23 protein-coding genes and 1 pseudogene are annotated in these 24,237 nt (G+C 69.3%); 13 read left to right on the forward strand and 11 right to left on the reverse strand.

Features of this window, described 5'->3' with window-relative positions:
* The coding region (locus VQ03_RS01585; RefSeq protein WP_048449105.1) for a DUF6481 family protein at positions 1 to 207 on the reverse strand (207 nt) is incomplete at its 3' end.
* Between the two features lie 591 nt (positions 208 to 798).
* Here VQ03_RS01585 and VQ03_RS01590 point away from each other — a divergent pair.
* Together VQ03_RS01590 and VQ03_RS01595 are read left to right on the forward strand one after the other, a co-directional pair.
* On the forward strand, positions 799 to 1,782 hold the full coding sequence (locus VQ03_RS01590; RefSeq protein WP_048449106.1) for a cation diffusion facilitator family transporter: 984 nt from the start codon (positions 799 to 801) through the stop codon (positions 1,780 to 1,782).
* Between the two features lie 368 nt (positions 1,783 to 2,150).
* Complete coding sequence (locus tag VQ03_RS01595) at positions 2,151 to 2,576, forward strand: Ros/MucR family transcriptional regulator (protein ID WP_048449107.1); 426 nt, start codon at positions 2,151 to 2,153, stop codon at positions 2,574 to 2,576.
* Between the two features lie 258 nt (positions 2,577 to 2,834).
* Here VQ03_RS01595 and rimM read toward each other — a convergent pair whose 3' ends face one another.
* From rimM to VQ03_RS01615, 4 genes are all read right to left on the reverse strand, one after another.
* Positions 2,835 to 3,545 (reverse strand): ribosome maturation factor RimM, encoded by a 711-nt coding sequence (rimM, locus tag VQ03_RS01600; protein WP_083467711.1) that lies wholly within the window; start codon positions 3,543 to 3,545, stop codon positions 2,835 to 2,837.
* A 10-nt stretch (positions 3,546 to 3,555) separates the two neighbouring features.
* On the reverse strand, positions 3,556 to 3,915 hold the full coding sequence (rpsP, locus tag VQ03_RS01605) for a 30S ribosomal protein S16 (RefSeq protein WP_048449108.1): 360 nt from the start codon (positions 3,913 to 3,915) through the stop codon (positions 3,556 to 3,558).
* 73 nt (positions 3,916 to 3,988) lie between these two features.
* Positions 3,989 to 5,620: a signal recognition particle protein gene (gene ffh / locus VQ03_RS01610; RefSeq protein WP_048449109.1), complete on the reverse strand. Its 1,632-nt coding sequence runs from the start codon at positions 5,618 to 5,620 to the stop codon at positions 3,989 to 3,991.
* A gap of 19 nt (positions 5,621 to 5,639) precedes the next feature.
* Positions 5,640 to 5,861 (reverse strand): eL24 family ribosomal protein, encoded by a 222-nt coding sequence (locus tag VQ03_RS01615; RefSeq protein ID WP_048449110.1) that lies wholly within the window; start codon positions 5,859 to 5,861, stop codon positions 5,640 to 5,642.
* A 273-nt stretch (positions 5,862 to 6,134) separates the two neighbouring features.
* Between VQ03_RS01615 and VQ03_RS01620 the strand changes: the two genes are divergently transcribed.
* Complete coding sequence (locus tag VQ03_RS01620; RefSeq protein WP_053078354.1) at positions 6,135 to 6,581, forward strand: hypothetical protein; 447 nt, start codon at positions 6,135 to 6,137, stop codon at positions 6,579 to 6,581.
* 176 nt (positions 6,582 to 6,757) lie between these two features.
* Here VQ03_RS01620 and VQ03_RS01625 read toward each other — a convergent pair whose 3' ends face one another.
* Complete coding sequence (locus VQ03_RS01625; protein ID WP_048449112.1) at positions 6,758 to 10,615, reverse strand: glycosyltransferase; 3,858 nt, start codon at positions 10,613 to 10,615, stop codon at positions 6,758 to 6,760.
* Positions 10,616 to 10,921: 306 nt separating this feature from the next.
* Here VQ03_RS01625 and aroC point away from each other — a divergent pair, with 306 nt between their 5' ends.
* Positions 10,922 to 12,037 carry a chorismate synthase gene (gene aroC / locus VQ03_RS01630; RefSeq protein WP_048449113.1) on the forward strand — a complete coding sequence of 372 codons (1,116 nt, stop codon included), beginning with the start codon at positions 10,922 to 10,924 and terminating at the stop codon, positions 12,035 to 12,037.
* Between the two features lie 260 nt (positions 12,038 to 12,297).
* A complete protein-coding gene (gene ribB / locus VQ03_RS01635) occupies positions 12,298 to 13,392 on the forward strand; it encodes a 3,4-dihydroxy-2-butanone-4-phosphate synthase (protein ID WP_083467715.1) in 1,095 nt (364 codons plus the stop codon).
* Positions 13,393 to 13,397: 5 nt separating this feature from the next.
* On the opposite strand, the gene VQ03_RS01640 is transcribed toward ribB, so the two are convergent.
* Positions 13,398 to 14,327: a histone deacetylase family protein gene (locus tag VQ03_RS01640; protein ID WP_048449114.1), complete on the reverse strand. Its 930-nt coding sequence runs from the start codon at positions 14,325 to 14,327 to the stop codon at positions 13,398 to 13,400.
* A gap of 246 nt (positions 14,328 to 14,573) precedes the next feature.
* Between VQ03_RS01640 and VQ03_RS01645 the strand changes: the two genes are divergently transcribed.
* Together VQ03_RS01645 and VQ03_RS01650 are read left to right on the forward strand one after the other, a co-directional pair.
* The gene (locus VQ03_RS01645; RefSeq protein WP_048449142.1) at positions 14,574 to 15,152 is read left to right on the forward strand and encodes a L,D-transpeptidase; all 579 of its coding nucleotides are present in this window, start codon (positions 14,574 to 14,576) and stop codon (positions 15,150 to 15,152) included.
* Between the two features lie 79 nt (positions 15,153 to 15,231).
* Positions 15,232 to 15,786 carry a DUF1993 domain-containing protein gene (locus VQ03_RS01650; RefSeq protein WP_048449115.1) on the forward strand — a complete coding sequence of 185 codons (555 nt, stop codon included), beginning with the start codon at positions 15,232 to 15,234 and terminating at the stop codon, positions 15,784 to 15,786.
* On the opposite strand, the gene VQ03_RS31415 is transcribed toward VQ03_RS01650, so the two are convergent.
* Both VQ03_RS31415 and VQ03_RS31420 read right to left on the reverse strand, forming a co-directional pair.
* Positions 15,787 to 16,239: a PIN domain-containing protein gene (locus tag VQ03_RS31415; protein WP_083467712.1), complete on the reverse strand. Its 453-nt coding sequence runs from the start codon at positions 16,237 to 16,239 to the stop codon at positions 15,787 to 15,789.
* Positions 16,236 to 16,492 (reverse strand): annotated as a pseudogene (locus VQ03_RS31420) (antitoxin). Before VQ03_RS31420 ends, VQ03_RS31415 begins: the two are co-directional and overlap by 4 nt.
* 262 nt (positions 16,493 to 16,754) lie before the next feature.
* On the opposite strand from VQ03_RS31420, the gene VQ03_RS01655 reads away from it, so the two are divergent.
* From VQ03_RS01655 to VQ03_RS01665, 3 genes are all read left to right on the forward strand, one after another.
* Complete coding sequence (locus VQ03_RS01655; protein WP_048449116.1) at positions 16,755 to 17,204, forward strand: hypothetical protein; 450 nt, start codon at positions 16,755 to 16,757, stop codon at positions 17,202 to 17,204.
* 128 nt (positions 17,205 to 17,332) lie between these two features.
* Positions 17,333 to 19,336 carry an acetyl-CoA carboxylase biotin carboxylase subunit gene (locus VQ03_RS01660; protein WP_048449117.1) on the forward strand — a complete coding sequence of 668 codons (2,004 nt, stop codon included), beginning with the start codon at positions 17,333 to 17,335 and terminating at the stop codon, positions 19,334 to 19,336.
* 10 nt (positions 19,337 to 19,346) lie between these two features.
* Positions 19,347 to 19,763, forward strand: a complete 417-nt coding sequence (locus VQ03_RS01665; protein WP_048449118.1) for a gamma-glutamylcyclotransferase family protein — start codon at positions 19,347 to 19,349, stop codon at positions 19,761 to 19,763.
* Between the two features lie 192 nt (positions 19,764 to 19,955).
* On the opposite strand, the gene hisI is transcribed toward VQ03_RS01665, so the two are convergent.
* Both hisI and folE read right to left on the reverse strand, forming a co-directional pair.
* Positions 19,956 to 20,378, reverse strand: coding sequence for a phosphoribosyl-AMP cyclohydrolase (hisI, locus tag VQ03_RS01670; protein WP_048449119.1), 423 nt, complete (start codon positions 20,376 to 20,378; stop codon positions 19,956 to 19,958).
* Positions 20,375 to 21,034 (reverse strand): GTP cyclohydrolase I FolE, encoded by a 660-nt coding sequence (gene folE, locus VQ03_RS01675; RefSeq protein WP_048449120.1) that lies wholly within the window; start codon positions 21,032 to 21,034, stop codon positions 20,375 to 20,377. The genes hisI and folE overlap by 4 nt, the downstream gene beginning before the upstream one ends.
* Positions 21,035 to 21,288: 254 nt before the next feature.
* Between folE and VQ03_RS01680 the strand changes: the two genes are divergently transcribed.
* The 3 genes from VQ03_RS01680 to thrS all read left to right on the forward strand — a co-directional run bounded on the left by VQ03_RS01680 (position 21,289) and on the right by thrS (position 24,228).
* Positions 21,289 to 21,735, forward strand: a complete 447-nt coding sequence (locus VQ03_RS01680) for an iron-sulfur cluster assembly scaffold protein (RefSeq protein WP_048449121.1) — start codon at positions 21,289 to 21,291, stop codon at positions 21,733 to 21,735.
* A complete protein-coding gene (gene yidD, locus VQ03_RS01685) occupies positions 21,732 to 22,049 on the forward strand; it encodes a membrane protein insertion efficiency factor YidD (RefSeq protein ID WP_048449122.1) in 318 nt (105 codons plus the stop codon). The genes VQ03_RS01680 and yidD overlap by 4 nt, the downstream gene beginning before the upstream one ends.
* A gap of 166 nt (positions 22,050 to 22,215) precedes the next feature.
* Positions 22,216 to 24,228, forward strand: a complete 2,013-nt coding sequence (gene thrS, locus VQ03_RS01690) for a threonine--tRNA ligase (RefSeq protein ID WP_048449123.1) — start codon at positions 22,216 to 22,218, stop codon at positions 24,226 to 24,228.
* Positions 24,229 to 24,237: the final 9 nt, after the last annotated feature.

Below are 24,237 nucleotides of genomic sequence, written 5' to 3' on the forward strand. Positions count from 1 at the left end.
GCGCTCGGCCTCGACCTGCTTGGCGGCCTCGCGCTCCGCGGCGCGGGCGGCGCGAGCCTCTGCGATCTTCTGGCGCTCCGCCAGGCGAGCCTGGACCTCCGGGTCGTCGGAGGCGGGCCGGGCCCGGAACTTCTCCAGCAGGGCCTTCTTCGCGTCCGCGGACGTGCTCCGCCGGTCGTTGAAGTTCTGGTCCTTGAAGCCGGCCATCGTGTTCGTCTCGTCGTCCTGCGTGCGAAGGCGCGCCTGTCTGAAGGGCCGCGCCGGGATCCGTGCTGAGCTGTCCGGCCCCCGCTGCGGGCGAGGTGCCGTCGCATGTGCTCTAGCGCTGCCCGCGTCCGGTTTCAAAGCCAAAGACGCCGCGGCCGGCCCCGCGAGGGCCGGATCCCCGCTCGATCGGCGTCAAACGCAGGGCTGGGTTCAGGGGATGGTCAAGGTTCGGACGGCCCCCTCGCGGCGCGGCGGCGGCGACTCGCCGGAGGAGACCTCATGCGCGCGATCGTGAGGCCTTCCCGTCCTGTTGGGTACCGACGGCCTGAGATGGATTCATCTCGGGCAGGCCCGAGATCGGCGAGGCCGTCGATCCATCCCGAATTGTCGGCAAGCCCGGAAGTCCGGGCCTTTCGGCTTGGCGAAAACTCGAGACCGGAGCCAACGGTCGTTTTCAACGGCCATCGGTATAATCCCTGGGAAAGAGTGTCGCGTGCCGCCGGACCCATCCGGCGCCTCGCGGCGTTACCGTCGTCAGTCGCGGCCACGCTCGCCGGGCGACGGGAGTTCTCGATCACATGGCTCGAACGCATGGCCCATGAGAGCAGCGGCGCGATCTACACCGCCGCCGGCGCCAACCTGGCGATCGCCGCGGCGAAGTTCGTCGGCGCCTTCCTCACCGGCAGCAGCGCCATGCTGGCCGAGGGCGTCCACTCGGTGGTCGACACCGCCAACCAGATCCTGCTGCTCGTCGGCCTGAAGCGGGCGCAGAGGCCGGCGGATGCCCGGTTTCCGTTCGGCTACGGCCGCGAGGTCTATTTCTACGCCTTCCTGGTGGCCCTGCTGATCTTCCTCGGCGGCGGTGCCTTCGCGGTCTACGAGGGCATCCACAAGCTCCAGCATCCGGAGCCCGCCGCCGACGCGGTGATTCTCGGGCGGACCATCCCGGGCTTCACGGTCAACCTGGCGATCCTCGGCTTCGCCGTGCTCGCCGAGGGCTATTCCTGCTTCGTCGCCCTCAAGGCGTTCTGGGGCGAGAAGGGCGAGCGGCCGCCGATCACCGCGATCCGCCGCAGCAAGGACCCGGCCCTGTTCACCGTGCTGGTCGAGGACGTGGCGGCGCTGACCGGCCTCGTCGTGGCGCTGGCCGGCGTGATCCTGGCGGAGACGCTGGACAGGCCGGCCTTCGACGGCATCGCCTCGATCGTGATCGGCCTGATCCTGATCGGCATGGCGATCTTCCTGATGATCGAGACCCACGGCCTGCTCGTCGGCGAGGCAGCGGAGCCCGAATTGGTTGCCGGCCTGCACGAGATCGTGCGGTCCGAGCCGGGTGTGCAGCACGTCAACGAAGTGCTGACACAGCATCTTGGCCCCGCCGACATCCTGGTGAATGTCAGCCTGGACATGAACGACGCTCTCACCGCCGGCGAGATCGAGCGATTGGTCGGCCGTCTGGAAACGCGGATGAAGGCCCTGAGCCCGAAGGTCCGGCGCGTCTTCATCGAGATCCAGGCCCGGTCCGACGCCTCCGCCCGGCAGCCGGACCGCCGGAAGACCGGAGCGGTGGCCTGACCCCCGTCCGACTGCCGCCGGCAGTCGGATCGGCTCCGGACCTCTACCGTTGCGTCCCCGCTCGAACATCGAATCCCGATAGGTTTTTATGCAATTATCGGCAACGTAAAATCGGAAATTGCAACCTTGAGTATATTCAGCTTGATTGTTTCACGGTGAAATCCACAGGGAATACCTTATTTTATCGCCACGTTGCTGCAACCAGCTTGCGGATGGGCATGAGACTTGCCACCAAGTCTGAGGGACCGAGTGATCGCCGACGCCGACTTCGTGCGTCACGGCCCCAAGAAGACCGAGTGGCGGCGCGGTGCCGGATCGGCCCGCGGCAACGCCTCCGCCCACACACTCTCGAAGCGGAAACCCCTATCATGTCAGACGTGGAAACTCAGGATCAGGAGCCGGGCGAACTCGTCATGCTCACGGCCGACATCGTGTCGGCCTACGTGTCGAAGAACTCGGTCCCGGTCGGGGATCTCGGCAGCCTGATCGCCGCCGTGCACGCCTCCCTGGAGCGCGTCGCCGCACCGCCGGCGCCCGAGCCCGAGAAGCCCACGCCTCCGGTTCCGATCCGCAAGACCGTCACGCCGGATCACATCATCTCGCTGGAAGACGGCAAGCCCTACAAGTCGCTCAAGCGCCACCTGACCACCCGCGGGCTCACCCCGGACCAGTACCGCCAGAAGTGGGGCCTGCCGCACGACTACCCGATGGTCGCCGCCACCTACGCCGCACAGCGCTCCGAACTCGCCAAGAGCTCGGGCCTCGGCCAGCAGCGCAAGAACCGCGGGCGCTAAGAACCGCGGTCGGTCAAGGACGCGGCAGCGAGCCGGAGAGGCGCAGCTTTCTCCTCTCCCCACCTTGCGGGGAGGACGTGCCGGCGACATCGACGTGAGGGTGGGAGGGGTCTTTCCGGAGGAGCCTCATCCGGCAAATCCCCCCACCCTCGGGTCGATCCCTCCGGGACGGTACGCGGCGTCGCTCGAGCGGCCGCCCGGTCACAGCAACCTTCTCCTCGCGAGCGGGAGAGGGCATGCGCCCGTTCCTGACCGCCCTCAGGCGGCGTCCGGATCCTGCGGTGCGGCCGGGGCGAACAGATCCTCGGGCGGATCGACGGTGATCCGGCGGGCCGCGACGTCGATCTCCGGCACGAAGGCCTTGGTGAAGGGCAGGAGGGCCGGGTTGCCGCCGGCGGTCGGGACGATCTCCAGGAGGTCGCCGCCGCCGTAATTCGGGACCGCCCGCACGGTGCCGACGGGGGCGCCGCTGCGATCCACCACCGCCAGCCCGACGAGGTCGGCGGCGAAGAACTCGTCCTCCTCCTCCGGAGCGCCGAGGCGCTCGCGCGCGACGTAGAGGGCGAGCCGGTTCAGGCTCTCGGCCCCGTTGCGGCCGGAGACGCCGGCAACCCGGGCGATGAGCATGTCGGGGGCGCCCGCGGCGGGGCGCAAGGAGGCGATCTCGACGACGCGTCCGTCGGCCCCGGTGAGCGGGCCGTAGGACCCGATCGCCATCGGGTCGGCGGTGTAGGATTTCAGCCGCACCTCGCCGTTGAGGCCGTGGGCGCGACCGAACTCGCCCAGCAGGACGAATCCGGGATCGGTGGCGACCCCGGATTCGGCCCGTGCGGGCGCAGACTTCTCAAGCGCAGACTTGGCAAGCGCAGGCTTGGCGCGCTGCGGCGCCGGCGCATCTGCGCCCCGGCGCGGATCGGAGCCCCCGCGGGTGGAACCGCGCGAGGGACGTGCGTCGGGGCGGCGCGCCACGGCCGAGCGCTTACTCGGCCGAGTCGGCGGCGGCGCCGGCCTTCTCGGCGCGGGCGGCGGCGCGCTCCTTGGCCTTGGTGCCGGGCTCGGCCTTCTGCGGGTTGTTGCGGGTCGGGCGCTTGGCGAGACCGGCGGCATCGAGGAAGCGCAGGACGCGGTCGGTCGGCTGGGCGCCCTTGGCGAGCCAGGCCTGGACCTTCTCGGTCTCGAGGATGACGCGGGCCGGATCGTCCTTCGGCTTCATCGGGTCGTAGGCACCGACCTTCTCGATGAAGCGGCCATCGCGCGGCGCGCGGGCGTCGGCGACGACGATGCGGTAGTACGGGCGCTTCTTGGCGCCGCCGCGGGTGAGGCGAATCTTGAGGGACATGGGTCTCTTCCTGTCTGAGGTTCGAGGATCGTTCGACGTCGCGGGCGGGTGGGGCCGCCTGGCCCCGCGCCACCTACTTCTTCTTGCCGAAGGGGAGGCCGCCGAGGCCGGGCAGGCCCGGGAGCTTGGCCCCTAAGCCCGGAAGGGCGGGGGCGGCGGGAGGCGCCTTGCTGGTGCCGGCCGGCGGCGTGCCGGCGGGACCTGACGCCTTGGAGCCGCCGAGGCCGGGAGGCATCGGCGGAAGGGAGGTGCCGGGCGGCAGGGCCTTCTGCAGCTCGGCGAGCATCTCGGGGGTGGGCTGGGGCATGCCGCCGCCCATCATCTTGCCCAAGGCGCCCATTCCGCCCCCCATTCCGCCGCCGCCGAGCCCGAACATGTTGCCGAGGGCCTGGCCGATGCCGCGCTTGCCCGAGCCCATGGCCTTCATCATGTCGGCCATGGTCCGGTGCATCTTGAGGAGCTTGTTGATCTCCGAGACGTCGACGCCGGCGCCCTTCGCCACGCGCTTCTTGCGCGAGGCCTTGAGCACGTCGGGGTTGCGGCGCTCCTCGGGGGTCATCGACGAGATGATGGCGCGCTGGCGCTTGAACATCTTCTCGTCGAGGTTGGCGCCCTCGACCTGCTTCTTGATCTGGCCCATGCCGGGCAGCATGCCCATCAGGCCGCCGATCCCGCCCATCTTCTCCATCTGGGCGAGCTGCATCGACAGGTCGTCGAGGTCGAACTTGCCCTTGCGCATCTTCTCGGCGACGCGCAGGGCCTGTTCCTGGTCGATGGTCTCGGCCGCCTTCTCGACGAGCGAGACGATGTCGCCCATGCCGAGGATGCGGTTGGCGACACGGGCCGGATGGAACTCCTCCAGCGCGTCGACCTTCTCGCCGGTGCCGACGAGCTTGATCGGCTTGCCGGTGACCGCCCGCATCGAGAGCGCCGCGCCGCCGCGGGAATCGCCGTCCATGCGGGTGAGCACGATGCCGGTGACGCCGAGCCGGCCGTCGAAGGCACGCGCCGTGTTGACCGCGTCCTGGCCGGTCAGCGCGTCGGCGACGAGCAGCACCTCGTGCGGGCTGGTGGCCGCCTTGACGTCGGCGGCCTCCTGCATCAGCGCCTCGTCGAGGGTGACGCGGCCGGCGGTGTCGAGCATCACCACGTCGAAGCCGCCCAGCCGCGCGGCCTCCATGGCGCGCTTGGCGATCTGCACCGCCGACTGGCCGGCGACGATCGGCAGCGACTCGACCCCGACTTGGCTAGCGAGAACCGCCAGCTGCTCCATCGCGGCCGGACGGCGGGTGTCGAGGGAGGCGAGCAGCACCCGGCGCTTGTCGCGCTGGGTCAGGCGCCGGGCGATCTTGGCGGTGGTGGTGGTCTTGCCCGAGCCCTGGAGGCCGACCATCAGGATGCCGACCGGGGCCGGCGCGTTGAGGTCGATGACCCCGGCCTCGCCGCCCAGCATCGCGACGAGCTGGTCGTTGACGATCTTCACGACCATCTGGCCGGGCGTCACCGACTTCAGCACCACCGCGCCGACGGCCTGCTCCCGCACCTTCTCGGTGAAGGAGCGCACCACCTCGAGGGCGACGTCGGCCTCCAGCAGGGCGCGGCGCACCTCGCGCAGGGCGGCGGTGACGTCGGCCTCGGTCAGGGCGCCGCGGCGGGTCAGCCCGGACAGGATGCCGGAGAGGCGGTCGGAGAGGCCTTCGAACATGCGTGTCGTCTCCGGAGGGCTACTCGTCGACGCCCGCGGAGGCGGCGCGCCGGGCCTGGAGGGCGCCCTCGAAGTGGTTCAGCGCCCGCTCGAACTTGTCGCGGCAATCGGGATTGCAGAAACCGACCACGGCGCCGTTGTACAGCGTCAGCGAGTCGGCCGCGATCGGCTTGCCCGACCAGGGGCAGAGCTCGTTCACCGCGTCCTCGATGCGCAAGCGCGCGTGGTCCGTCCTGGTCATCCGGTCTCCTGCTCGCCGCCCAGGGGACGGCCGTCGAGAGATCCCGCGCAACGACATTCGCGCCCGAGGGCGCATCGCGCTGTCGGGCGTTGACCTCCGGCCTCACGGGCCGGTCGGCGTCGAGACGAGACCTCGTCCTGAGAGGCCGGGGCCTAGCGGTCCACGCGGGCAATGTCAACGCGCGCGGCGCGGCACACCCGCCGCCGGCGCGATATTTACCGGTTCTTAACCATGCGGGAGGTTCAATGGGAGGAGATTCGCAGGAGATGCGGCGTGTCCGACCCCGCCTTGAAGACGCAGACCACCACCGCGGCGCGGCAGCCCTCCGGACCGCTGCAGGACTGGCTCGCGACCCTGTCGCGGATCGACGCCGCCGACCAGGCCCGCGCCGCGCCGCGCCGGCCGGCCGAAGCCCAGCCGGCCTGGGAGCCCCGCATCGTCGCACCGAGCGAGCCGGCGGCCGAGCCCCCGCCGGCGAGCGGTGCGGAGCAGGACGACCTCGCCGCGCTGATGGCCGAGAACATGATGCTCAAGGCCCGGCTGCGGCAGGAACACGGGCGCTACGACGAGTTGCAGGCGCTGCTGGCCGAGGAACTGCGGGCCCTGCGCGCCCATGTGCAGCAGGAGGTCGACCGTGCCGAGGAGCTGCGCGCCGAGCGCGACCTGTGGATGGCCCGGGCCGAGGCCCTGGCCCAGCCCCTGTTCCAGCATCGGCGCTGACGGCGAAACGTCGCTTCCGATCTCCCAGCGCCAACGCGAAGCGCCCCGGCATCGACCGATGCCGGGGCGCTTCGCGTTGAAAGCCTAAATAGAAGCTCGCTATCCAGGGCGGCAGGCGCCGCCCGCCGGGGCGGCGATCCGCGGGGGAGGGCCCTCGGCCGCGGAATGCGCCCCGCTCAGGCTCGCTGCGCGTCGATCACCTCGCCGTAGATCACGGCCAGTTCCTCCGCCTGCTGATGCGCAGTCCGGATCGGCGCCGTGTGATCGGGCGCGCGCAGATGCATCGCCGGGTTCTCGTCGATGAAGCGCAGCGCAGCCAGGAGCCCGGCCTCATCGGCCACGTCGATGATGGTGCCGTTCCGCCCCTCGACGACGCAGTCGGCCACCGCGCCCCGGTTCGAGGCGACGACCCAGCAGCCCGCGGCGATCGCCTCCCGGGTCACCAGGCCGTAGCTTTCGGGCCAGATCGAGGGCGCCAGCAGCACGTCGATATTGGCGTAGAGGCCGCCGATGCTCGATTGCGGGAACTTGCCCCGGATCTCGACGGGCACGCTCCCCCATTCCTCGATCACCCGCTCGCTCGGGTGCATGGCGTGGTCGATCAGCAGGAGGCTCAAGTTCCGGAACGGCTCGTTGAGGAGCACGTTGCGGATCAGGCCGTAGCCCTTGTGATCGGCCAGGCCGCCGATGAAGCCGAGGCGCACCCGGCCGGTGGGGCTCGGGATCCGGGCGATCTCGGGCAGCCGCGACACGCCGTTCTCCACCACCTCGATCTGCGCGAGGCCGACGCCGCGGCACAGGTCGCCGAACGGCTGCGACACGGTCAGCACGCGGGCGGCGCCGTTGATGCAGCGCAGGAGCGTCCGGGCGCGGACGTAACCCTCGCCGATATAGGCATCGAGGGGCACCTTGGTGCTGAAATCGTAGGTCTCGACCGCGCGGTTCCCGTTGATCAGGAACTGGTGCGGCGAGATCCACCAGCCGTCATGCATCGTGATCAGGTAGGGGATGCGGCGGCGGATCGCGGCGGTGACGCAGGTCGTGGTCAGCCGCTGGATGCAGTGGAAGTGGATCAGGTCCGGCCCGATCCGGTCGAGGACGCGATCGAAGACGCGCCCCATCTCCGGGTCCTCGACGAGGCCGTCGATGTCGGGATGATCGCCGGCCGTGATGCAGAACACCCGCACGCCGTCGCGCACGTACCAGTCGAGGGCGTAGGGAACCGGCCCGCCCTCGAGGGTGCAGATCACGTCGATCTGCCATTCAGGCCCCAGTATCGCGCGTAGCGAGCGGACGTTGTCATAGACGACGCGGGTCGCGCCGCCGATGGCCTGCGGCGGGTAGAACACGTTGACGATGACGAGCTTCTTGCGCGGGGCGAGCTGGCGGGCCGTCGAGCGCGCGATGATCTCGGTGAGCCCGCGCGCCTGCCGCTCCAGCCCGTAGCGATCGAGCACGACGCGCCTGGCCGCCTCGCCGACCCGCTGCCGGTCGTCCCGCGACCGGACCAGGCGGTCGAGCGCGGCATGGAACGCCTCGCTCGACTCGCACAGGAAGCCGGTCTCGCCCTCGACGATCACCTCGCGATGCGTCTGCGTCGCGCTCACGACGGACGGGATGCCGAACATCGCGGCCTCCATCCATTTGATCTCGCTCTTGCAGTCGTTGAACACGTCCGGCACGAGCACCGAGATGTTGATGTCGGCCTCGCGCAGGAGGTCCCAGTACGACGCCACGTTGGCGATCGGTCGCGACGCGATGATGTAGGCCGCCCAGGGCTGCAGAAGGTCCGAGAGCGTGATCTCGCCGATGATCACCACGCGGATCCGGTCGCGATGGGTCTCGAACAGGCGCGCCAGTGCCGGCTCGATCAGCTGCTCGAAGTCGAGCTTGTGAGCCTTGGTGCCGGAGCCGTAGAAGATCGTGACGACGTCGCTCCGCTTCGTCGCCGGCCCCTGCATGCTCACGGCGTGCGCGCTGCTCAGGGCATTGGGCTGGTGGAAGACGGTTCCGGTCCTGACCCGCCGCTCGAGGTGGCGGGCGAGGCTCGGCGTCGAGGCCATGCCGTACTCGCACAGGGCCGCGGCTTGCGCGAACAGGCTGACGCCGCACGCCATCGACGCGTGATGGCGGTCGCTGATCAGGCCGGCATACGATTCGAGCGGCGGCGGGAAATGCTCGGGCTCGAACACCAGGTCGTCGATATCGTAGATCGTCACGATGCCGAGTTCAGCCGTCTTGGAGATGGCATCGATGACGTTAGGAAAGGCGGGAACTCGGAAAAATATCGCATATTCGATCTGGACAAGATCGGACATATATTTATTATGATCTTTGGTATAATCGTAGACCGCAACCTCGTAGCCGGCTGCCGCGAGCTGCTCGGCGCGCTGGTCGACCCGGTAGAACCGGCACTGCGCCAGATCGCAATTGGCGTAGATGGCGACGCGCCGGACGGGATCGGCGCCGATCACCGGCCGCTCCTCGTCCCGCACGAGACGCTGCGCGGCCTCGGTTACGAGCGCGCGGGCCGTATCGTAGCCGGAGAGCAGGGCGGCGTCCGCGCTCTTCTCCCAGACATGATAGAAGAATTTTTCCTGGACCTCGCGCAGCTGGAGGCGCAGGCCGACATCGCCCGGGTATTTCTCCACCCCCATCGCGATGGCGCGCTCCGCGGCTTTCGGCTCGCCGAACTCCAGCAGGCCCTGAGCGAGGTTGCGGTAGGTCCACTCGCTGCCTGCATCGAGCGCGACGATGTGCCGGCGCAGGCTGGTCGCCAGGGCGAGGTTGCCGCTGCGCTGGACCAGATCCGCCCGATGGTTGAGGGCGCGCGGGTGCCCGGGAGCGTGGACCAGGACACGCGCGTACAACTCGGCAGCCTCGACGCTCTTGCCCTCTGACGCGCGCGTGTCGGCCACGCCGACGAAGAAACCGGCAGCCGCGGGGTCGCTCAGGTCGAACGCCCACTCGATCAGGTCCTCCAGGATCCGGCTCGGCTTCACCGGCTCGGTCTGATCCGCGCCATGCTCCAAGCGCGCGGCGATGGCGGCCTCGACCGAGCGCGGCAGCTTGACCCCGTAGGTCTGGCGGACGAGCACCCGCAGGTTCGGCCAGAGCGGCTCGTCCGCGTCGCTCCTCAACCAGCGCTCGTAGCGTTCCCGCCGCGACGACTCACGAGAGCGGCCGTCGGTTTCATGCTCGGCACGGAAGAAGGCGTCGTCGAAGGCGCCATCGAGCGAGATGTCGAACTGCTCGTGCCGGCCGACTTCACAGAAATGCCGAATGCACTCGGCCCTGTTGAAGAATTTGCCGCTCTTCCTGATGTATTTATATTGATAGTAATTATGGTCGAAATGCCGGGAAAAGTAAGGAATGTTGATGCCGTGGAAGCGGGCTATTTCCTCTTCGCTGAAATAGACCGGCTGATCGTCCGGCTGCCGCAGGCGCTGCCTGACGGCGACGACGGCCTCCTCGGGCGGCAGTCCTGGCGGAACTCTCACGCCGTAAAGTTGCGCGATGAAATCCCCGTCGTAGTGGAGCGGGGTACAGTTGCGGTCCTCGGCGCGGCCGTAATCGAAGTAATGCTTCAGGCGGTCACTATTCGAGGCGATCCCGCGAGCGATGTCGGGATTGCAGACGATGTAGCTCGCGAGGTTGAAGCCCCGGGGGAGGGCGGTCCTGGGGGCTGCGGCGGGCGGCGATTTGACGTAGGGGCGCTTCTCCGTCCTGCCATGCTCGACGTAATGGAAGATCGCCTGAAAATCCCACTTGATCGCGCCCGCGACATCCGGATTCAGCCGCAGATACGTTTCGACGTCGAAATCCTTCGGCAGCCCGTCGCTGGCTGCGGCCGCCGCGCGGGCCTGCGATTCGTTCCCGAAGCGGCCCTCGTCCCGCCCGAACTCCTCCCAGTGCCTGACGATCTCGGCATCCGTCGCTCCACTGAGGTCCGCGTAATAGTCCCGGTAAAATTCAATGTCGAGCGCGGCGCCCTTCTTGCGCGTGCCACGCCGCGGCAGCTTGAATGAAAGCATCGCATTCCTCGATTTCGCCAAAAATGAACTATGGGTATTGCTTATCTGGCGTCATTGTATTCGAAGTAATATCGCCAGCGCATCCAGTTCATCCTTGGATCTCCTGAATCAATATTTCTATCGCACTGCAAAAAGTGAGAGGATGTACGAGCCGCGCTGGGATGATGTCAAGCCGGAACTCCCGCGGCGGTCTGCCTGCGCCGGTGATGTCGCCGCCGCTGACGGCGGGTGGAGCCCGGACCGCGAGACCATTTCCCGTCCGGTGCAAAATGCTCTAGAGCGGCAGCGCCATCTTTCATAGCGACCATGTCCCATAACAGCTTCGGCCACCTCTTCCGCGTCACCACTTTCGGCGAGAGCCATGGCCCGGCCCTCGGCTGCGTCGTCGACGGCTGCCCGCCGCTGATTCCGCTCGAGGCGGCGGAGATCCAGGCCGAGCTCGACCGGCGCCGGCCCGGCCAGTCGCGCTTCACCACGCAGCGCCAGGAGCCGGATCAGGTCCGCATTCTCTCGGGCGTCTTCTCCGACGAGCGCACGGCAGGGCGCCAGCTCACGACCGGCACGCCGATCGCGCTGATGATCGAGAATGTCGACCAGCGCTCGAAAGACTATTCGGAGATCCGCGACAGCTACCGGCCGGGCCACGCCGACTACGCCTACGACGCCAAGTACGGCATCCGCGACTATCGCGGCGGCGGGCGGTCCTCGGCCCGCGAGACCGCGTCCCGGGTGGCGGCGGGCGCGATCGCCCGCAAGGTGCTTCCCTGCGTCACGATCCGCGGCGCCCTGGTGCAGATCGGCCCGCACGCGATCGACCGCGCGCGCTTCGACTGGGACGAGGTGAACAACAACCCCTTCTTCTGCCCGGACGCCACGGCGGCGGTGCAGTGGGCGGAGTATCTCGACGGCATCCGCAAGGCCGGCTCGTCGGTCGGTGCGGTGATCGAGGTGGTGGCCGAGGGCGTCCCCGTCGGCCTCGGCGCCCCGATCTACGGCAAGCTCGATGCGGATCTCGCCGCCGCCATGATGTCGATCAACGCCGTCAAGGGCGTCGAGATCGGCGACGGCTTCGCCGCGGCCTCCCTGCGCGGCGAGGAGAATGCCGACGAGATGCGGCCCGGCAATGACGGGCACCCGATCTTCCTGGCCAACCACGCGGGGGGCGTGCTCGGGGGCATCTCCACCGGCCAGCCGCTGGTCTGCCGCTTCGCCGTGAAGCCGACCTCCTCCATCCTGACCCCCCGGGCGAGCGTCACCCGGGACAACCGCCCGGTCGACGTGCTGACCAAGGGCCGCCACGACCCCTGCGTCGGCATCCGGGCGGTGCCGGTCGGCGAGGCGATGATGGCCTGCGTGCTGGCCGACCACTGGCTGCGCCATCGCGGGCAGGTCGGGGACGGGCCGCGTTTTCAGTCGGAGTGAATGCGCACGCTGTTTCAGTTTGACTGAAACGGTGCGCAGGCTATGACGGGGTGGTGAAACTCGGCGACTGGCTCCGACAGCAGGGTGTGACCCGCCTCGACTTCGCGCGGCGCTGTGGGCTCTCGCCGGCGGCGGTGACGGGCTTGTGCAACAACTCCGAGCCTTGGCTCTCGCGGGAGACGGCCACCGCCGTGGCGCGAGAGACCGGCGGCGCCGTCACCCCCAACGACTTCCTGGGACTCGCCCTCCCGGGGCAGGAGATGCCCGTGACCCACGCATCCATCATCGAGGCCCTCGACGCCTTCGCCCGCGGCGAGATCGTGGTCGTCACCGACGACGACGACCGCGAGAACGAGGGCGACCTCGTCGTTGCCGCCTCGCTCTGCACGCCGGAGAAGATGGCGTTCATCATCCGCAACACCTGCGGCATCGTCTGCGCGCCGATCACCGTCGCGGAGGCCAAGCGCCTGCGCCTCGAGCCGATGGTGGCGTCGAACGACGCGCCGCTCGGCACCGCCTTCACGGTCACGGTCGACGTGAAGCACGGGCTGACCACCGGCATCTCGGCCGAGCAGCGCTGCAACACCGTGCGGGCGCTCGCCAACGGGAACATGGGCGCCACGGACTTCGTGCGCCCGGGCCACGTCTTCCCGTTGATCGCGAAGGACGGCGGCGTGCTGATGCGCTCCGGCCATACCGAGGCGGCCGTCGATCTGTGCCGGCTGGCCAAGCTCCCGCCCGTCGGCGTGATCTGCGAACTCGCCAACGACGACGGCACCGTGATGAAGGGGCCGCAGATCACCGCCTTCGCCGAGACGCACGGCCTCAAGCAGATCTCGGTCGCCGAGCTGATCGCCTATCGCCAGGCGCGCGAGAAGCTGGTCGAGCGGGTCGGCACCTTCCCGGTCAAGACCGAATGGGGCGAGATGACCGGCTACGCCTACACCACGCCGTTCGAGCCGATGCAGCAATTCGCCTTCGTGCACGGCCGCATCGGCGAGGGGCGCGACGTGCTGGTGCGGCTGCACCGTTCCAACGTCGTGGCGGACGTGATCGAGGGCGGCCGCACCATCGAGGCGGTGATGCGCCGCTTCGCGCAGGAGGGCCGCGGCGTGCTGGTCTACCTGCGCGACGGCACCGCCGGCGTGCCGCTGTCGCAACTGCCCGACGGTGCCGGCGAGGATGGGGCCGAGGCGGCCCGCGTGCGCCAGTGGCGCGAGGTGGGCCTGGGCGCCCAGATCCTGCGCGACCTCGGCGTGGTCTCGATCCGCAACATCTCGAGCGCGGCGCGCTCCTATGTCGGCCTGTCGGGATTCGGCATCGAGATGGTCGGCGACGAGCCCTTGGACGGGTAGGGGCGTCACCGCCCCATCAACGTCTCGACATGGGCGGCGACCGACTTCGACAAGCCGATGAGGTCGTAGCCGCCCTCCAGGAGCGAGACCACCCGGCCGCCGCAGCGACGGTCGGCGATCCGCATCACCTCCCGGGTCGCCCAGGCGAAATCGGCCTCGGTGAGCTTCAGGTTGGCCAGCGGATCGCGCCAATGCGCGTCGAACCCGGCCGAAATCACGATCAGGTCGGGCCGGAAGGCGTCGAGCCGCGGCAGCACCCCGTGGGCGAACGCCTCCCGGAAGGTGTCGCCGTCGTCGCCGGCATGCAGCGGCACGTTGACGACGGTGTCGTGCTCGCCGCGTTCGGACGCCGCGCCGGTGCCGGGAAAGAGCGGCATCTGGTGGGTCGAGGCGTAGAGCACGCTGGCATCGTCCCAGAAGATGTCCTGCGAGCCGTTGCCGTGATGGACGTCCCAGTCGACCAGGGCCACCCGGGCGGCGCCGTGGTGCTTCCTCGCGTGGCGCGCCGCCACGGCCGCGGTGTTGAACAGGCAGAACCCCATGGCGCGCTCGCGCTCGGCGTGGTGGCCGGGCGGGCGCATCGCCGCGAAGGCGTTGGCGACGTGGCCCCCCATCACCTCGTCCACCGCCCGCACAGCCGCGCCCAGCGCCCGCCGGGAGGCTTCCAGGGAGCCCCGGGACATCACCGTGTCGGAATCGATCGCGACCAGCCCCTCGTCCGGGGCGACCGCGGCGATCGCCGCCACGTAGTTCTCAGGATGCGCCAGGCCGGCGACGGACAGGTCGGCCAGCGGCGCCTGCTCGCGCACCAGGGCGGCGAAGCGCTCGTCCTCCAGCACCCGCTCGATCACCCGGATGCGGTCGGCCCGCTCGGGATGACCCGGCGGCGTGTCGTGGTCGAGGGAGGCCGGATGGCAGAGATACAGCGTCGTCATCGTGCCCGCGCCCGTTCCAAGCGTTCCTCCGGCCAGTCCTGCGACCGGCCATCCCCGCCCGCACCGTGGCAGGGCCATGGCCCGGACGCAACACGGGCGCGGCATCTCGCGTGGGACGGCGGTCACACGCTTCGCGTGCGTTCAGCCACGCTTTAGGGTTGGACGTGATCGATTCGCGGGTCCGCCCGCCGTCCTGAAAGCGTCTCACCCATGCGCCGCCCCCGTCCCGCCCTCGCGACCGCTCTGATGGGGACTGCTCTGATGGGGGCCGTCCTGGCGCTGCCGGGCTGCCAGTACCGCGCCACCCCCGATCCCGAATTGTCCGCCAAGGACAAGGAATGGATGGCGATGGTACCGGAGCCCGAGGTCGACCGGCGCTTCGCCCGCTACATGATCGAGGACCCGACCGGCGAGGCGCCCGGCACCATCGTGGTCGAGACCAAGGAGCGGCAGCTCTACTACGTCCTGCCCGACCGCAAGGCGATCCGCTACGGCGTCACCGTCGGCGACGAGGCCTATGGCTGGAACGGCACGGCCCGGATCTTCCGCAAGGCCGCCTGGCCCGACTGGCACCCGCCGGCCGAGATGATCAAGCGCTGGCCCCATGTCCATGCGATGCAGGGCGGCCCCGCCAACCCGCTCGGCGCCCGCGCCCTCTACCTGGCGGATGCCGGCGGCAAGGACACGCTCTACCGCATCCACGGCACCAACGAGCCGGAGCGGATCGGGCAGGCGGTCTCGTCGGGCTGCATCCGGATGCGCAACATCGACGTGGTCGACCTGTACAACCGGGTCGGTGCGGATGCGAAGGTCATCGTGCGGTAGGCCGGCGCACAGGTCGCATCCCGGGCGTCGGTCCGTCGGGGCAGTCTCGGGAGAGCCACGGCCGTTCCGAGAATCGCCCATGTCCCTGACGCAGCAACTCGTCCCCACCTACGCGCAGATGCTGCGGGCCCTGTCGGGCTGGCTCGGCAAGGCCCGCGAGCATCATGGCGGGGAGGCGGACGGGCTGATGGCCCGGCGTCTCGCGCCGGACATGTTCCCGCTGTCGTCGCAGGTCCGCTTCGCCTGCCTGCAGGCGCAGGAGGCGACCTACCGGCTCCGCGGCGAGCCCTTGCCGCAGGCCCTCGACGATCTGGCCCGCGCGGGACGGGAAGCGGGCGAGCGACCGGGCTCCCTCGACGAGGCGCAAGCCTGCATCGCCGAGACCCTCGCCCGCCTCGACGGCCTCGAGCCACAGGCGCTCGACGCCGGGGCGGATTTGAGCATCGCGATCGAGCTTCCCGGCCTGACCTTCGACATGGTGGGAGAGAGTTACGCGCGCGACTGGGCGCTGCCGCAATTCTACTTCCACCTCGTGACCGCCTACGCGATCCTGCGCAACCAGGGCGTCCCGCTCGGGAAAGCCGATTACGTGCCGCACATGTTCAGCTATCTCCGGGCAGGGACGGCCGCTTGATCACGGCGGCTTGTCACGGGGACCTGCGCGGCAGAGCCAATTCCCGACCATCAGCCCCGGGACGGGCCGAAATTCAGCCTCGCTGGCGGTGATCAACGGAACCTCAAGCGCGAGCGCCTGGGCCGCGATGAACGGATCGTTCGGCCCGAGAGGACGGCCCATGGCCTCGAGGTGAGCGCGAACTCGTCCATAGACGGTATCGGCGGGAGCCTCGACTGGGACCACGTCGATGGCATCGAGCACCGCTTCGACTGGACGGAGAAGTCGTGCCGATCCGCGCTTCGCGCAGCCATATCGGAGTTCTGCCACCGATATGATGCTCATGGCGATTATGATGCTCATAGCGATGCCTCGACGGCCCACTCGGCCGATCTGCGGAGCGACGGCACCCGAAGGATCGCGAATCAGCGCGGAGACGATGTTCGGATCGAGCGGAAAGCGCGGTCCGCTCACAACGGATCATCGTCCAGTGGCAGCAGCGTCTCGTCGAGATCAGGGAATTCCTCGTCGATCGGCTCGAGCGTTGCCAGGACCGCCAGGAGATCCTTCTACCGACTGGCTCCAGGATGAGACGATCGCCGTCGCGGCTGATGCGTACCCGGTCGCCCGGCAGAGCGACCTCGGCCGGAATGCGCACCGCCTGACTGCGATTGTTGCGGAACACCTTCACCTCTCGCGGCTGCGGAGGTGAGAGCGGTTTTGCCATGCCGGACCCTCGACACGGGATATGCCAGGCATATGCCTGGCTCCCGGCAGCATCCAGCCGTCCTGCGCTCCGCAACGCGACCTTTGCCGGCACATGCCGGTCCACCATCGCAACCCTTTAGCAACGACGCCCCGTTGCCAGGCTTTAACCTGAACAGGGATTCAGATCCTGCCGTTAACCTGTCGAGGGCCTCCCGTCCCGCATAGTCCTCCTCACACGAAGACAAGCACCGGCACAACAAAGGCCGGGGAGGCAGAAACAGATGATCAACGCTTCGCTGCAACACTTCTGCAACCGTATCATCGCCGCCGGCACCATCAGCCTGGAGGACGTGCGCGAGCTGAATCGCACCGTGCTGCCGGACGGGCTCACCGACCGCGAGGAAGCCGACATGCTGTTCGGCCTCGACCGGGCGCTGCCGGAGGCCGACGCGGCCTTCGGCGACTGGCTGGTGGCGGCCACGGTCGATTTCGCCGTCTGGGGCGAGCGGCCGACCGGGCACATCGATGCCGACACCGCCCACTGGCTCGCCGCCTCCCTCGGCTGCGGCCGCGGGCCGACCGCGACGGGCGCCCGCATCGCCGTCGAGGTGGTGCGCGAGGCCGAGACCAACGACCCGGCCCTGATCAGCTTCGCCCTCAAGGCGAACCGGGCGCGGGCCGGGGCCGAGGAAGCGGTCGAGGAGATCCTGTCCTACGCGGTGGCCGCGTGAGCGACGGCTTCGCCCGTTTGGCCGAGAACACCCGGCTTTGCGTTGCGCGCGCCATGCTTTAACGGGGGTGAGCTTGGGTGTGATCCACCCCGGCCCGGCTCCCCCTCAAGGCTCGAGTGCGCGCACCGATGTTCGACAAGATCCTGATCGCCAACCGCGGCGAGATCGCCTGCCGCATCATCAAGACGGCGCGCCGGATGGGGATCAAGACGGTGGCGGTCTATTCCGACGCCGACCGCGACGCGCTCCACGTCGCCATGGCCGACGAGGCGGTGCATATCGGCCCCGCCGCCGCGGCCCAGTCCTACCTCGTCATCGACAAGATCGTGGAGGCCTGCCGGCAGACCGGGGCGCAGGCGGTCCATCCCGGCTACGGCTTCCTCTCCGAGCGCGAGGCCTTCCCGAAGGCGTTGGAGGCCGCCGGCATCGTCTTCATCGGCCCGAACCCGGGCGCCATCGCCGCCATGGGCGACAAGATCGAGTCGAAGAAGGCGGCCTCCGCGGCCAAGGTCTCGACCGTGCCGGGTTTCCTCGGGGTGATCGAGAGCCCGGATCACGCTGTCACCATCGCCGACGAGATCGGCTACCCCGTCATGATCAAGGCCTCGGCCGGCGGCGGCGGCAAGGGCATGCGCATCGCGCATTCGGCCGGCGAGGTGGCGGAGGGCTTCGCCCGCGCCCGCTCCGAGGCTGCCTCGTCCTTCGGCGACGACCGGGTCTTCGTGGAGAAGTTCATCACCGATCCGCGCCACATCGAGATCCAGGTCATCGGCGACAAGCACGGTAACGTCGTCTATCTCGGCGAGCGCGAATGCTCGATCCAGCGCCGCAACCAGAAGGTCATCGAGGAGGCGCCGAGCCCGCTCCTCGACGAGGCGACCCGGCGCAAGATGGGCGAGCAGGCCGTGGCCCTCGCGCGTGCGGTGAACTACGATTCCGCCGGCACCGTCGAGTTCGTCGCCGGCCAGGACAAGTCGTTCTACTTCCTCGAGATGAACACCCGGCTCCAGGTCGAGCACCCGGTGACCGAGATGATCACCGGCCTCGACCTCGTCGAGCTGATGATCCGGGTCGCGGCGGGTGAAACGCTTCCCATCACCCAGGACGACGTGAAGCTGAACGGCTGGGCGGTGGAGAGCCGCGTCTATGCCGAGGATCCGACCCGCAACTTCCTGCCCTCGATCGGCCGGCTCACCACCTACCGGCCGCCGGAGGAGGGCGAGTTCGGCGAGGCGATCGTGCGCAACGACACCGGCGTCGAGGAGGGGAGCGAGATCGCGATCCACTACGACCCGATGATCGCCAAGCTCGTCACCTGGGCGCCGACCCGCCAGGGGGCGATCACCTCGCAGGCCCAGGCCCTCGACGCCTTCGCGATCGACGGCATCCGCCACAACATCCCGTTCCTCTCGGCGCTGATGCACCATCCGCGCTGGCAGGAGGGGCGGCTCTCCACCGGCTTCATCGCCGAGGAATTCCCGAACGGGTTCGAGGCCCCGAAGCCCGCGGGCGAGGTGGCGCGCCGGATGGCGGCGGCCGCCGCCGCGATCGATCACATGCTCAACGAGCGCAAGCGCGGCATCTCCGGGCAGATGCGCGAGCCGTTCCTGCTGCGCTTCGAGCAGGAGCGGGTGGTGATGCTCGGCGAGGAGCGCTTCGACGCGATCGTCGAGACCACCAATGACGGGGTCTCGGTCGCCTTCGCGGACGGGACCGAGTGGCAGGTCGACAGCGACTGGCTCCCGGGCGAGCCGGTCTGGACCGGCCTGATCGACGGCGAGCCGGTGGCGATCCAGGTCCGCACGCTCCTCAACGGCGTGTTCCTGCAGCATGCGGGCGCGGCGGCCGAGGCCCGGGTCTACACCAAGCGCGAGGCGGAGCTGGCCGCCCTGATGCCGGTCAAGGAGGTCGCCGGCTCGGGCAAGCAGCTGCTCTGCCCGATGCCGGGTCTCGTCAAGAGCATCATGGTCACCCCCGGCCAGGAGGTGAAGGCGGGCGAGCCGCTGGCGATCGTCGAGGCGATGAAGATGGAGAACGTGCTGCGCGCCGAGCGCGACGGCACGGTCCAGACCATCCAGGCCAAGGAGGGCGACAGCCTGGCGGTGGATGCGGTGATCCTCGAATTCGCCTGACCGCGCGTTCGTGCCGCTCTACTTCGCCTACGGCTCCAACATGGACCGGGCCGCCATGGCCCGGCGCTGCCCCGCCTCGCGGGTGCTCGGCCTCGGCCGGCTCAACCGCCACCGCCTCGTCATCATGCGGGAGGGCTACGCCTCGGTGGAGCGCTCTCCCTCGGGGACGGTCTGGGGCGTGCTCTGGGGCCTCGCCTTGAGCGACGTGCCGGCCCTCGACCGCTACGAGGGCGTGGCGAGCGGGCTCTACGTCAAGGCGCAGCAGCCGGTCTCGACCGAGGGCGGGGTGCGGCGGGCTTTGGTCTATCTCGGGCGCGGCAATGGCGGCGTACCGAGGCCGGGCTACCTGGAGGGCGTGATCGCGGCGGGCCGGGAGAACGGGTTGCCGGAGATGTACTTGAAGGGGCTGGCGGCGCTGAAGCGGTGAGCACTCGAACTCTCCCCCCCTCCGCGGGGGAGGGGGCCCCACGAAGTGGGGCGGGAGAGGGGAGCCACGCTTCCGGAAATGGCTGAACCGTTGTGAAACGCGCCAACTGAAGCAACGTCGCGCTGCCCCTCTCCCGGCTCACTCCGTTCGCCACCCTCCCCCGCAGAGGGGGGAGGGTTGAACCGCCGTGCTCTACGAGGCGCGAGGAACCAGCTTCACCGCTCCGTTCTCCGCGTCGTAAGCGACGCCCCGATAGAAGCAGTCCCGCCGCCCGGTATGGCAGCAGCCGCCATCGCCGCCGACGCGTACCCGCAGCAGCAGGGCGTCCTGGTCGCAATCGACTCGCATCTCGACGAGAGTCTGGATCTGCCCGCTGGTCGCGCCCTTGTGCCACAGCTCGCCGCGCGAGCGCGACCAATACCAGACTTCGCCGGTGGCGAGCGTCCGGGCGAGGGACTCGGCATTCATGTGGGCGAGCATCAGCACCGCGCCGGTGTCGGCATCGACCGCCAGCGCCGTGATCAGCCCGTCGGGCCCGAAGCGCGGCGTGAAGGCCTCGCCCTCCTCCAGCGCCCGCTTGTCGCCGGGCGCGGCAAACACGGGATCCGCGGTCATCGCCGGTCGCGAACCAGGGTCAGGAAGCGGACCTGCTCGGTCGGATCCTGCTTGAACACGCCGGTGAACTGGGTGGTGATGGTCGAGACGCCGGATTTCTGCACGCCGCGCATCGCCATGCACAGGTGCTCGGCCTCCAGCATCACGGCGACGCCGCGGGGATGGAGCACCGAATCGATCGTGTCGGCGATCTGGGCGGTCATCGTCTCCTGGGTCTGGAGACGGCGGGCGAAGGCATCGACCACGCGGGCGAGCTTCGACAGGCCGACGACGCCGCGGCGCGGGTAGTAGGCGATATGGGCCTTCCCCATGAACGGCACCATGTGGTGCTCGCAATGGGAGTGAAAGGCGATGTCGCGCACCAGCACGATGTCGGAATAGCCCTCGACCTCCTCGAACACCCGGTCGAGGATGGCGTCGGCGTCCTGGCGGTAGCCGCCGAAGATCTGCTCGTAGGCCTTGACCACGCGCTGCGGCGTTTCCAGCAATCCCTCGCGCTCGGGGTCGTCGCCGGCCCAGCGCAGCAGGGTGCGCACGGCGGCCTCGGCCTCCTGACGGGTCGGGCGCTCGGTGACACGCTCCGGCCGGGGGGCGTCGCTGCGCTTGTCGGCCGCCTCCGGGGCCCGGACCGACAAGGACTTCAGCACCGCATCCATCACGCCTCCAAGATCAGGGCCATCCACGGCGGACAGCCATGCCGGGACCAGAGATGCGCCCCGATCCGGCCGCGCCTCGCGCCGCCGGGCAACCGTGCCTATATCGGGAATCCGCCCGGTGCGCGCAATGCGCCGGGCGCGCAGCAGGTCACCGCCTCTTTTCGTCCATCACAACGTCAAGCCAAAGTCCGACCCCTCCGGTCAAGACCGATTCGTCCGTCCCGCGGCCCCTCTCGTCCCAAAGTACGAATGCCATGCTCGACGACATCTACAACGCCCGCATCCTCGCCCTCGCGGCGGATGTCCCGCGGCTCGGTCGGCTTCCGGCCCCGGAGGCGAGCGCGTCCAAGCACTCGAAGCTGTGCGGCTCGACCGTGACGGTGGACCTCGTCACCGAGGGCGGCACCGTCACCGACTTCGCCCACGACGTGAAGGCCTGTGCACTCGGCCAGGCCGCCTCCTCGCTGATGGCCCGCCACGTCGTCGGCGCCAGCGCCGAGGAGCTGCGCGCACTTCGTGACGCCGTGCGGCGGATGCTGAAGGAGGGCGGGCCGGCGCCAGTGGGGAAATTCGCCGATTTCGCCGTGCTGGAGCCGGTGCGGGACTTCAAGGCGCGCCACGCCTCGACGCTCCTGACCTTCGACGCGGTGGTGGACGCCCTCGACCAGATCGCTGCCCAGAAAGAAGCGGTGCCGGCGTGAGCCCGACCCGCCGCGCGGCGCATCTCGCCATCCGCGGCTACCAGCTGACCCTGTCGGGCCTCGTCGGGCGCCAGTGCCGGCACTGGCCGTCCTGCTCGGCCTATACCGACGAGGCGATCCAGCGCCACGGCCTCTGGGCCGGCGGCTGGATGGGCTTCGCCCGGATCTGCCGCTGCGGCCCGTTCGGCACCCACGGCATCGACCTCGTGCCCGAAACCACACCCGCCGGCGCCGCCTGGCACCGTCCCTGGGCCTATGGCCGCTGGCGCGGGGTCAACGCGCCGCCGCCGCTCTGCGAGAGCGTCGAGGGCTGATCTCCGCACCGGCGCGAAGGCGCGGGACTGTGTCTGACATGTCCCGCCAACGCTGATATACGGCGCCCGTCCGGTGCGTGGCCGCTTCGAGCCCGCCGGATCCATCCGCCGCCCGGCTTACCTGCACCGTGCGCAGGAGTGAGCCCCGAGGAGTGATTAGAAGTCCATGCCGATCCTGACATTTCCCGATGGCGCCACGCGGTCCTTCGACGGCGCCGTGACCGGCCGCGCCGTCGTCGAAGGCATCGCCAAGTCGCTGGCCAAGCGCACCGTGGCGATGGCCCTCGACGGCACCGTCCGCGACCTCGACGACACGATCGCGGCGGATGCCCGCATCGAGTTCCTCGACCGCGCCGACCCGCGGGCGCTGGAGCTGATCCGGCACGATTGCGCCCACGTGCTCGCCGAGGCGGTGCAGTCGCTCTGGCCGGAGACCCAGGTCACGATCGGCCCGGTGATCGAGAACGGCTTCTACTACGACTTCCACCGCGAGACGCCGTTCTCGCCGGACGACTTCCCGGCGATCGAGGCGCGGATGCGCGAGATCATCGCGCGGGACGCTCCCTTCACCAAGGAGGTCTGGGCTCGCGACGACGTGCGCAAGCTGTTCGAGGAGAAAGGCGAGGCGTTCAAGGTCGAGCTGGTCGACGCGATCCCGCCGGGCGAGGACCTGCGGCTCTACCGCCAGGGCGCGTGGTTCGACCTCTGCCGCGGCCCGCACATGACCTCGACGGGCAAGGTCGGCACCGCCTTCAAGCTGATGAAGGTCGCCGGCGCCTATTGGCGCGGCGATTCGACGAAGCCGATGCTGAGCCGGATCTACGGCACGGCCTGGGCCACCCAGGCCGATCTCGACGCCTATCTCAACCGCTTGGCCGAAGCCGAGCGGCGCGACCATCGTAAGCTCGGCCGCGAGATGGACCTCTTCCACTTCCAGGAGGAGGGGCCGGGCGTGGTGTTCTGGCATCCGAAGGGCTGGACCCTGTTCCAGGCGCTCATCGCCTACATGCGCCGGCGCCTGAAGGGCGACTACGCCGAGGTGAACGCGCCGCAGATCCTCGACAAGGCCTTGTGGGAGACCTCCGGCCACTGGGACTGGTACCGGGAGAACATGTTCGTCACGAAGACCGAGGACGAGCGCGTCTTCGCGATCAAGCCGATGAACTGCCCCGGCCACGTCCAGATCTTCAAGCACGGCTTGAAATCCTACCGCGACCTGCCGCTGCGGCTGGCCGAGTTCGGCTCGGTCTCGCGCTACGAGCCGTCCGGCGCACTGCACGGCCTGATGCGGGTGCGCGCCTTCACGCAGGACGACGCCCACGTCTTCTGCACCGAGGACCAGCTCGCCGCCGAGTGCCTGAAGATCAACGACCTGATCCTCTCGACTTACGCCGATTTCGGCTTCGACGAGATCGTGGTGAAGCTCTCGACGCGGCCGGAGAAGCGCGTCGGCTCGGATGCCCTGTGGGACCACGCCGAGGAGGTGATGACCCGGGTCCTCGCCCAGATCGAGGAGCAGTCCGGCGGGCGGATCAAGACCGCGATCAACCCGGGGGAGGGCGCCTTCTACGGACCCAAATTCGAGTACGTTTTGCGCGACGCGATCGGCCGCGACTGGCAATGCGGCACGACGCAGGTCGACTTCAATCTTCCTGAGCGGTTCGGCGCCTTCTTCGTCGATGCCGACGGGCAGAAGAAGACCCCGGTGATGGTCCATCGGGCGATCTGCGGCTCGATGGAGCGGTTCACCGGCATCCTGATCGAGCATTTCGCCGGCCACTTCCCGCTCTGGCTGGCGCCGCTCCAGGTCGTGGTGGCGACGATCACCGGCGAGGCCGATCCGTATGCCCGCGAGGTCCTGAAAGCGGCGGATGCGGCGGGCCTGCGGGCCGAGGCCGATCTTCGCAACGAGAAGATCAACTACAAGGTCCGCGAGCATTCCCACGCCAAGGTGCCGGTGATGCTGGTCGTCGGCCGCAAGGAGGGCGAGGAGCGCACCGTCTCGATCCGCCGCCTCGGCAGCCCGCAGAGCCGCACCCTGCCGCTCGATCAGGCCCTGGCCGAGCTGGTCGCCGAGGCGACCTTCCCGGACCTGCGCCGGGCGGAAGCGGTGGCCGACGGCGTGCCGAGCGAAGGCGTGGCGCTGGACGGGCAGCACGGGGAGGCGCCGGTGCCGTAGCGCGCCGGC

It is taken from the genome of Methylobacterium tarhaniae (genome assembly GCF_001043955.1).
GTDB classification, from domain to species: Bacteria; Pseudomonadota; Alphaproteobacteria; order Rhizobiales; family Beijerinckiaceae; genus Methylobacterium; species Methylobacterium tarhaniae.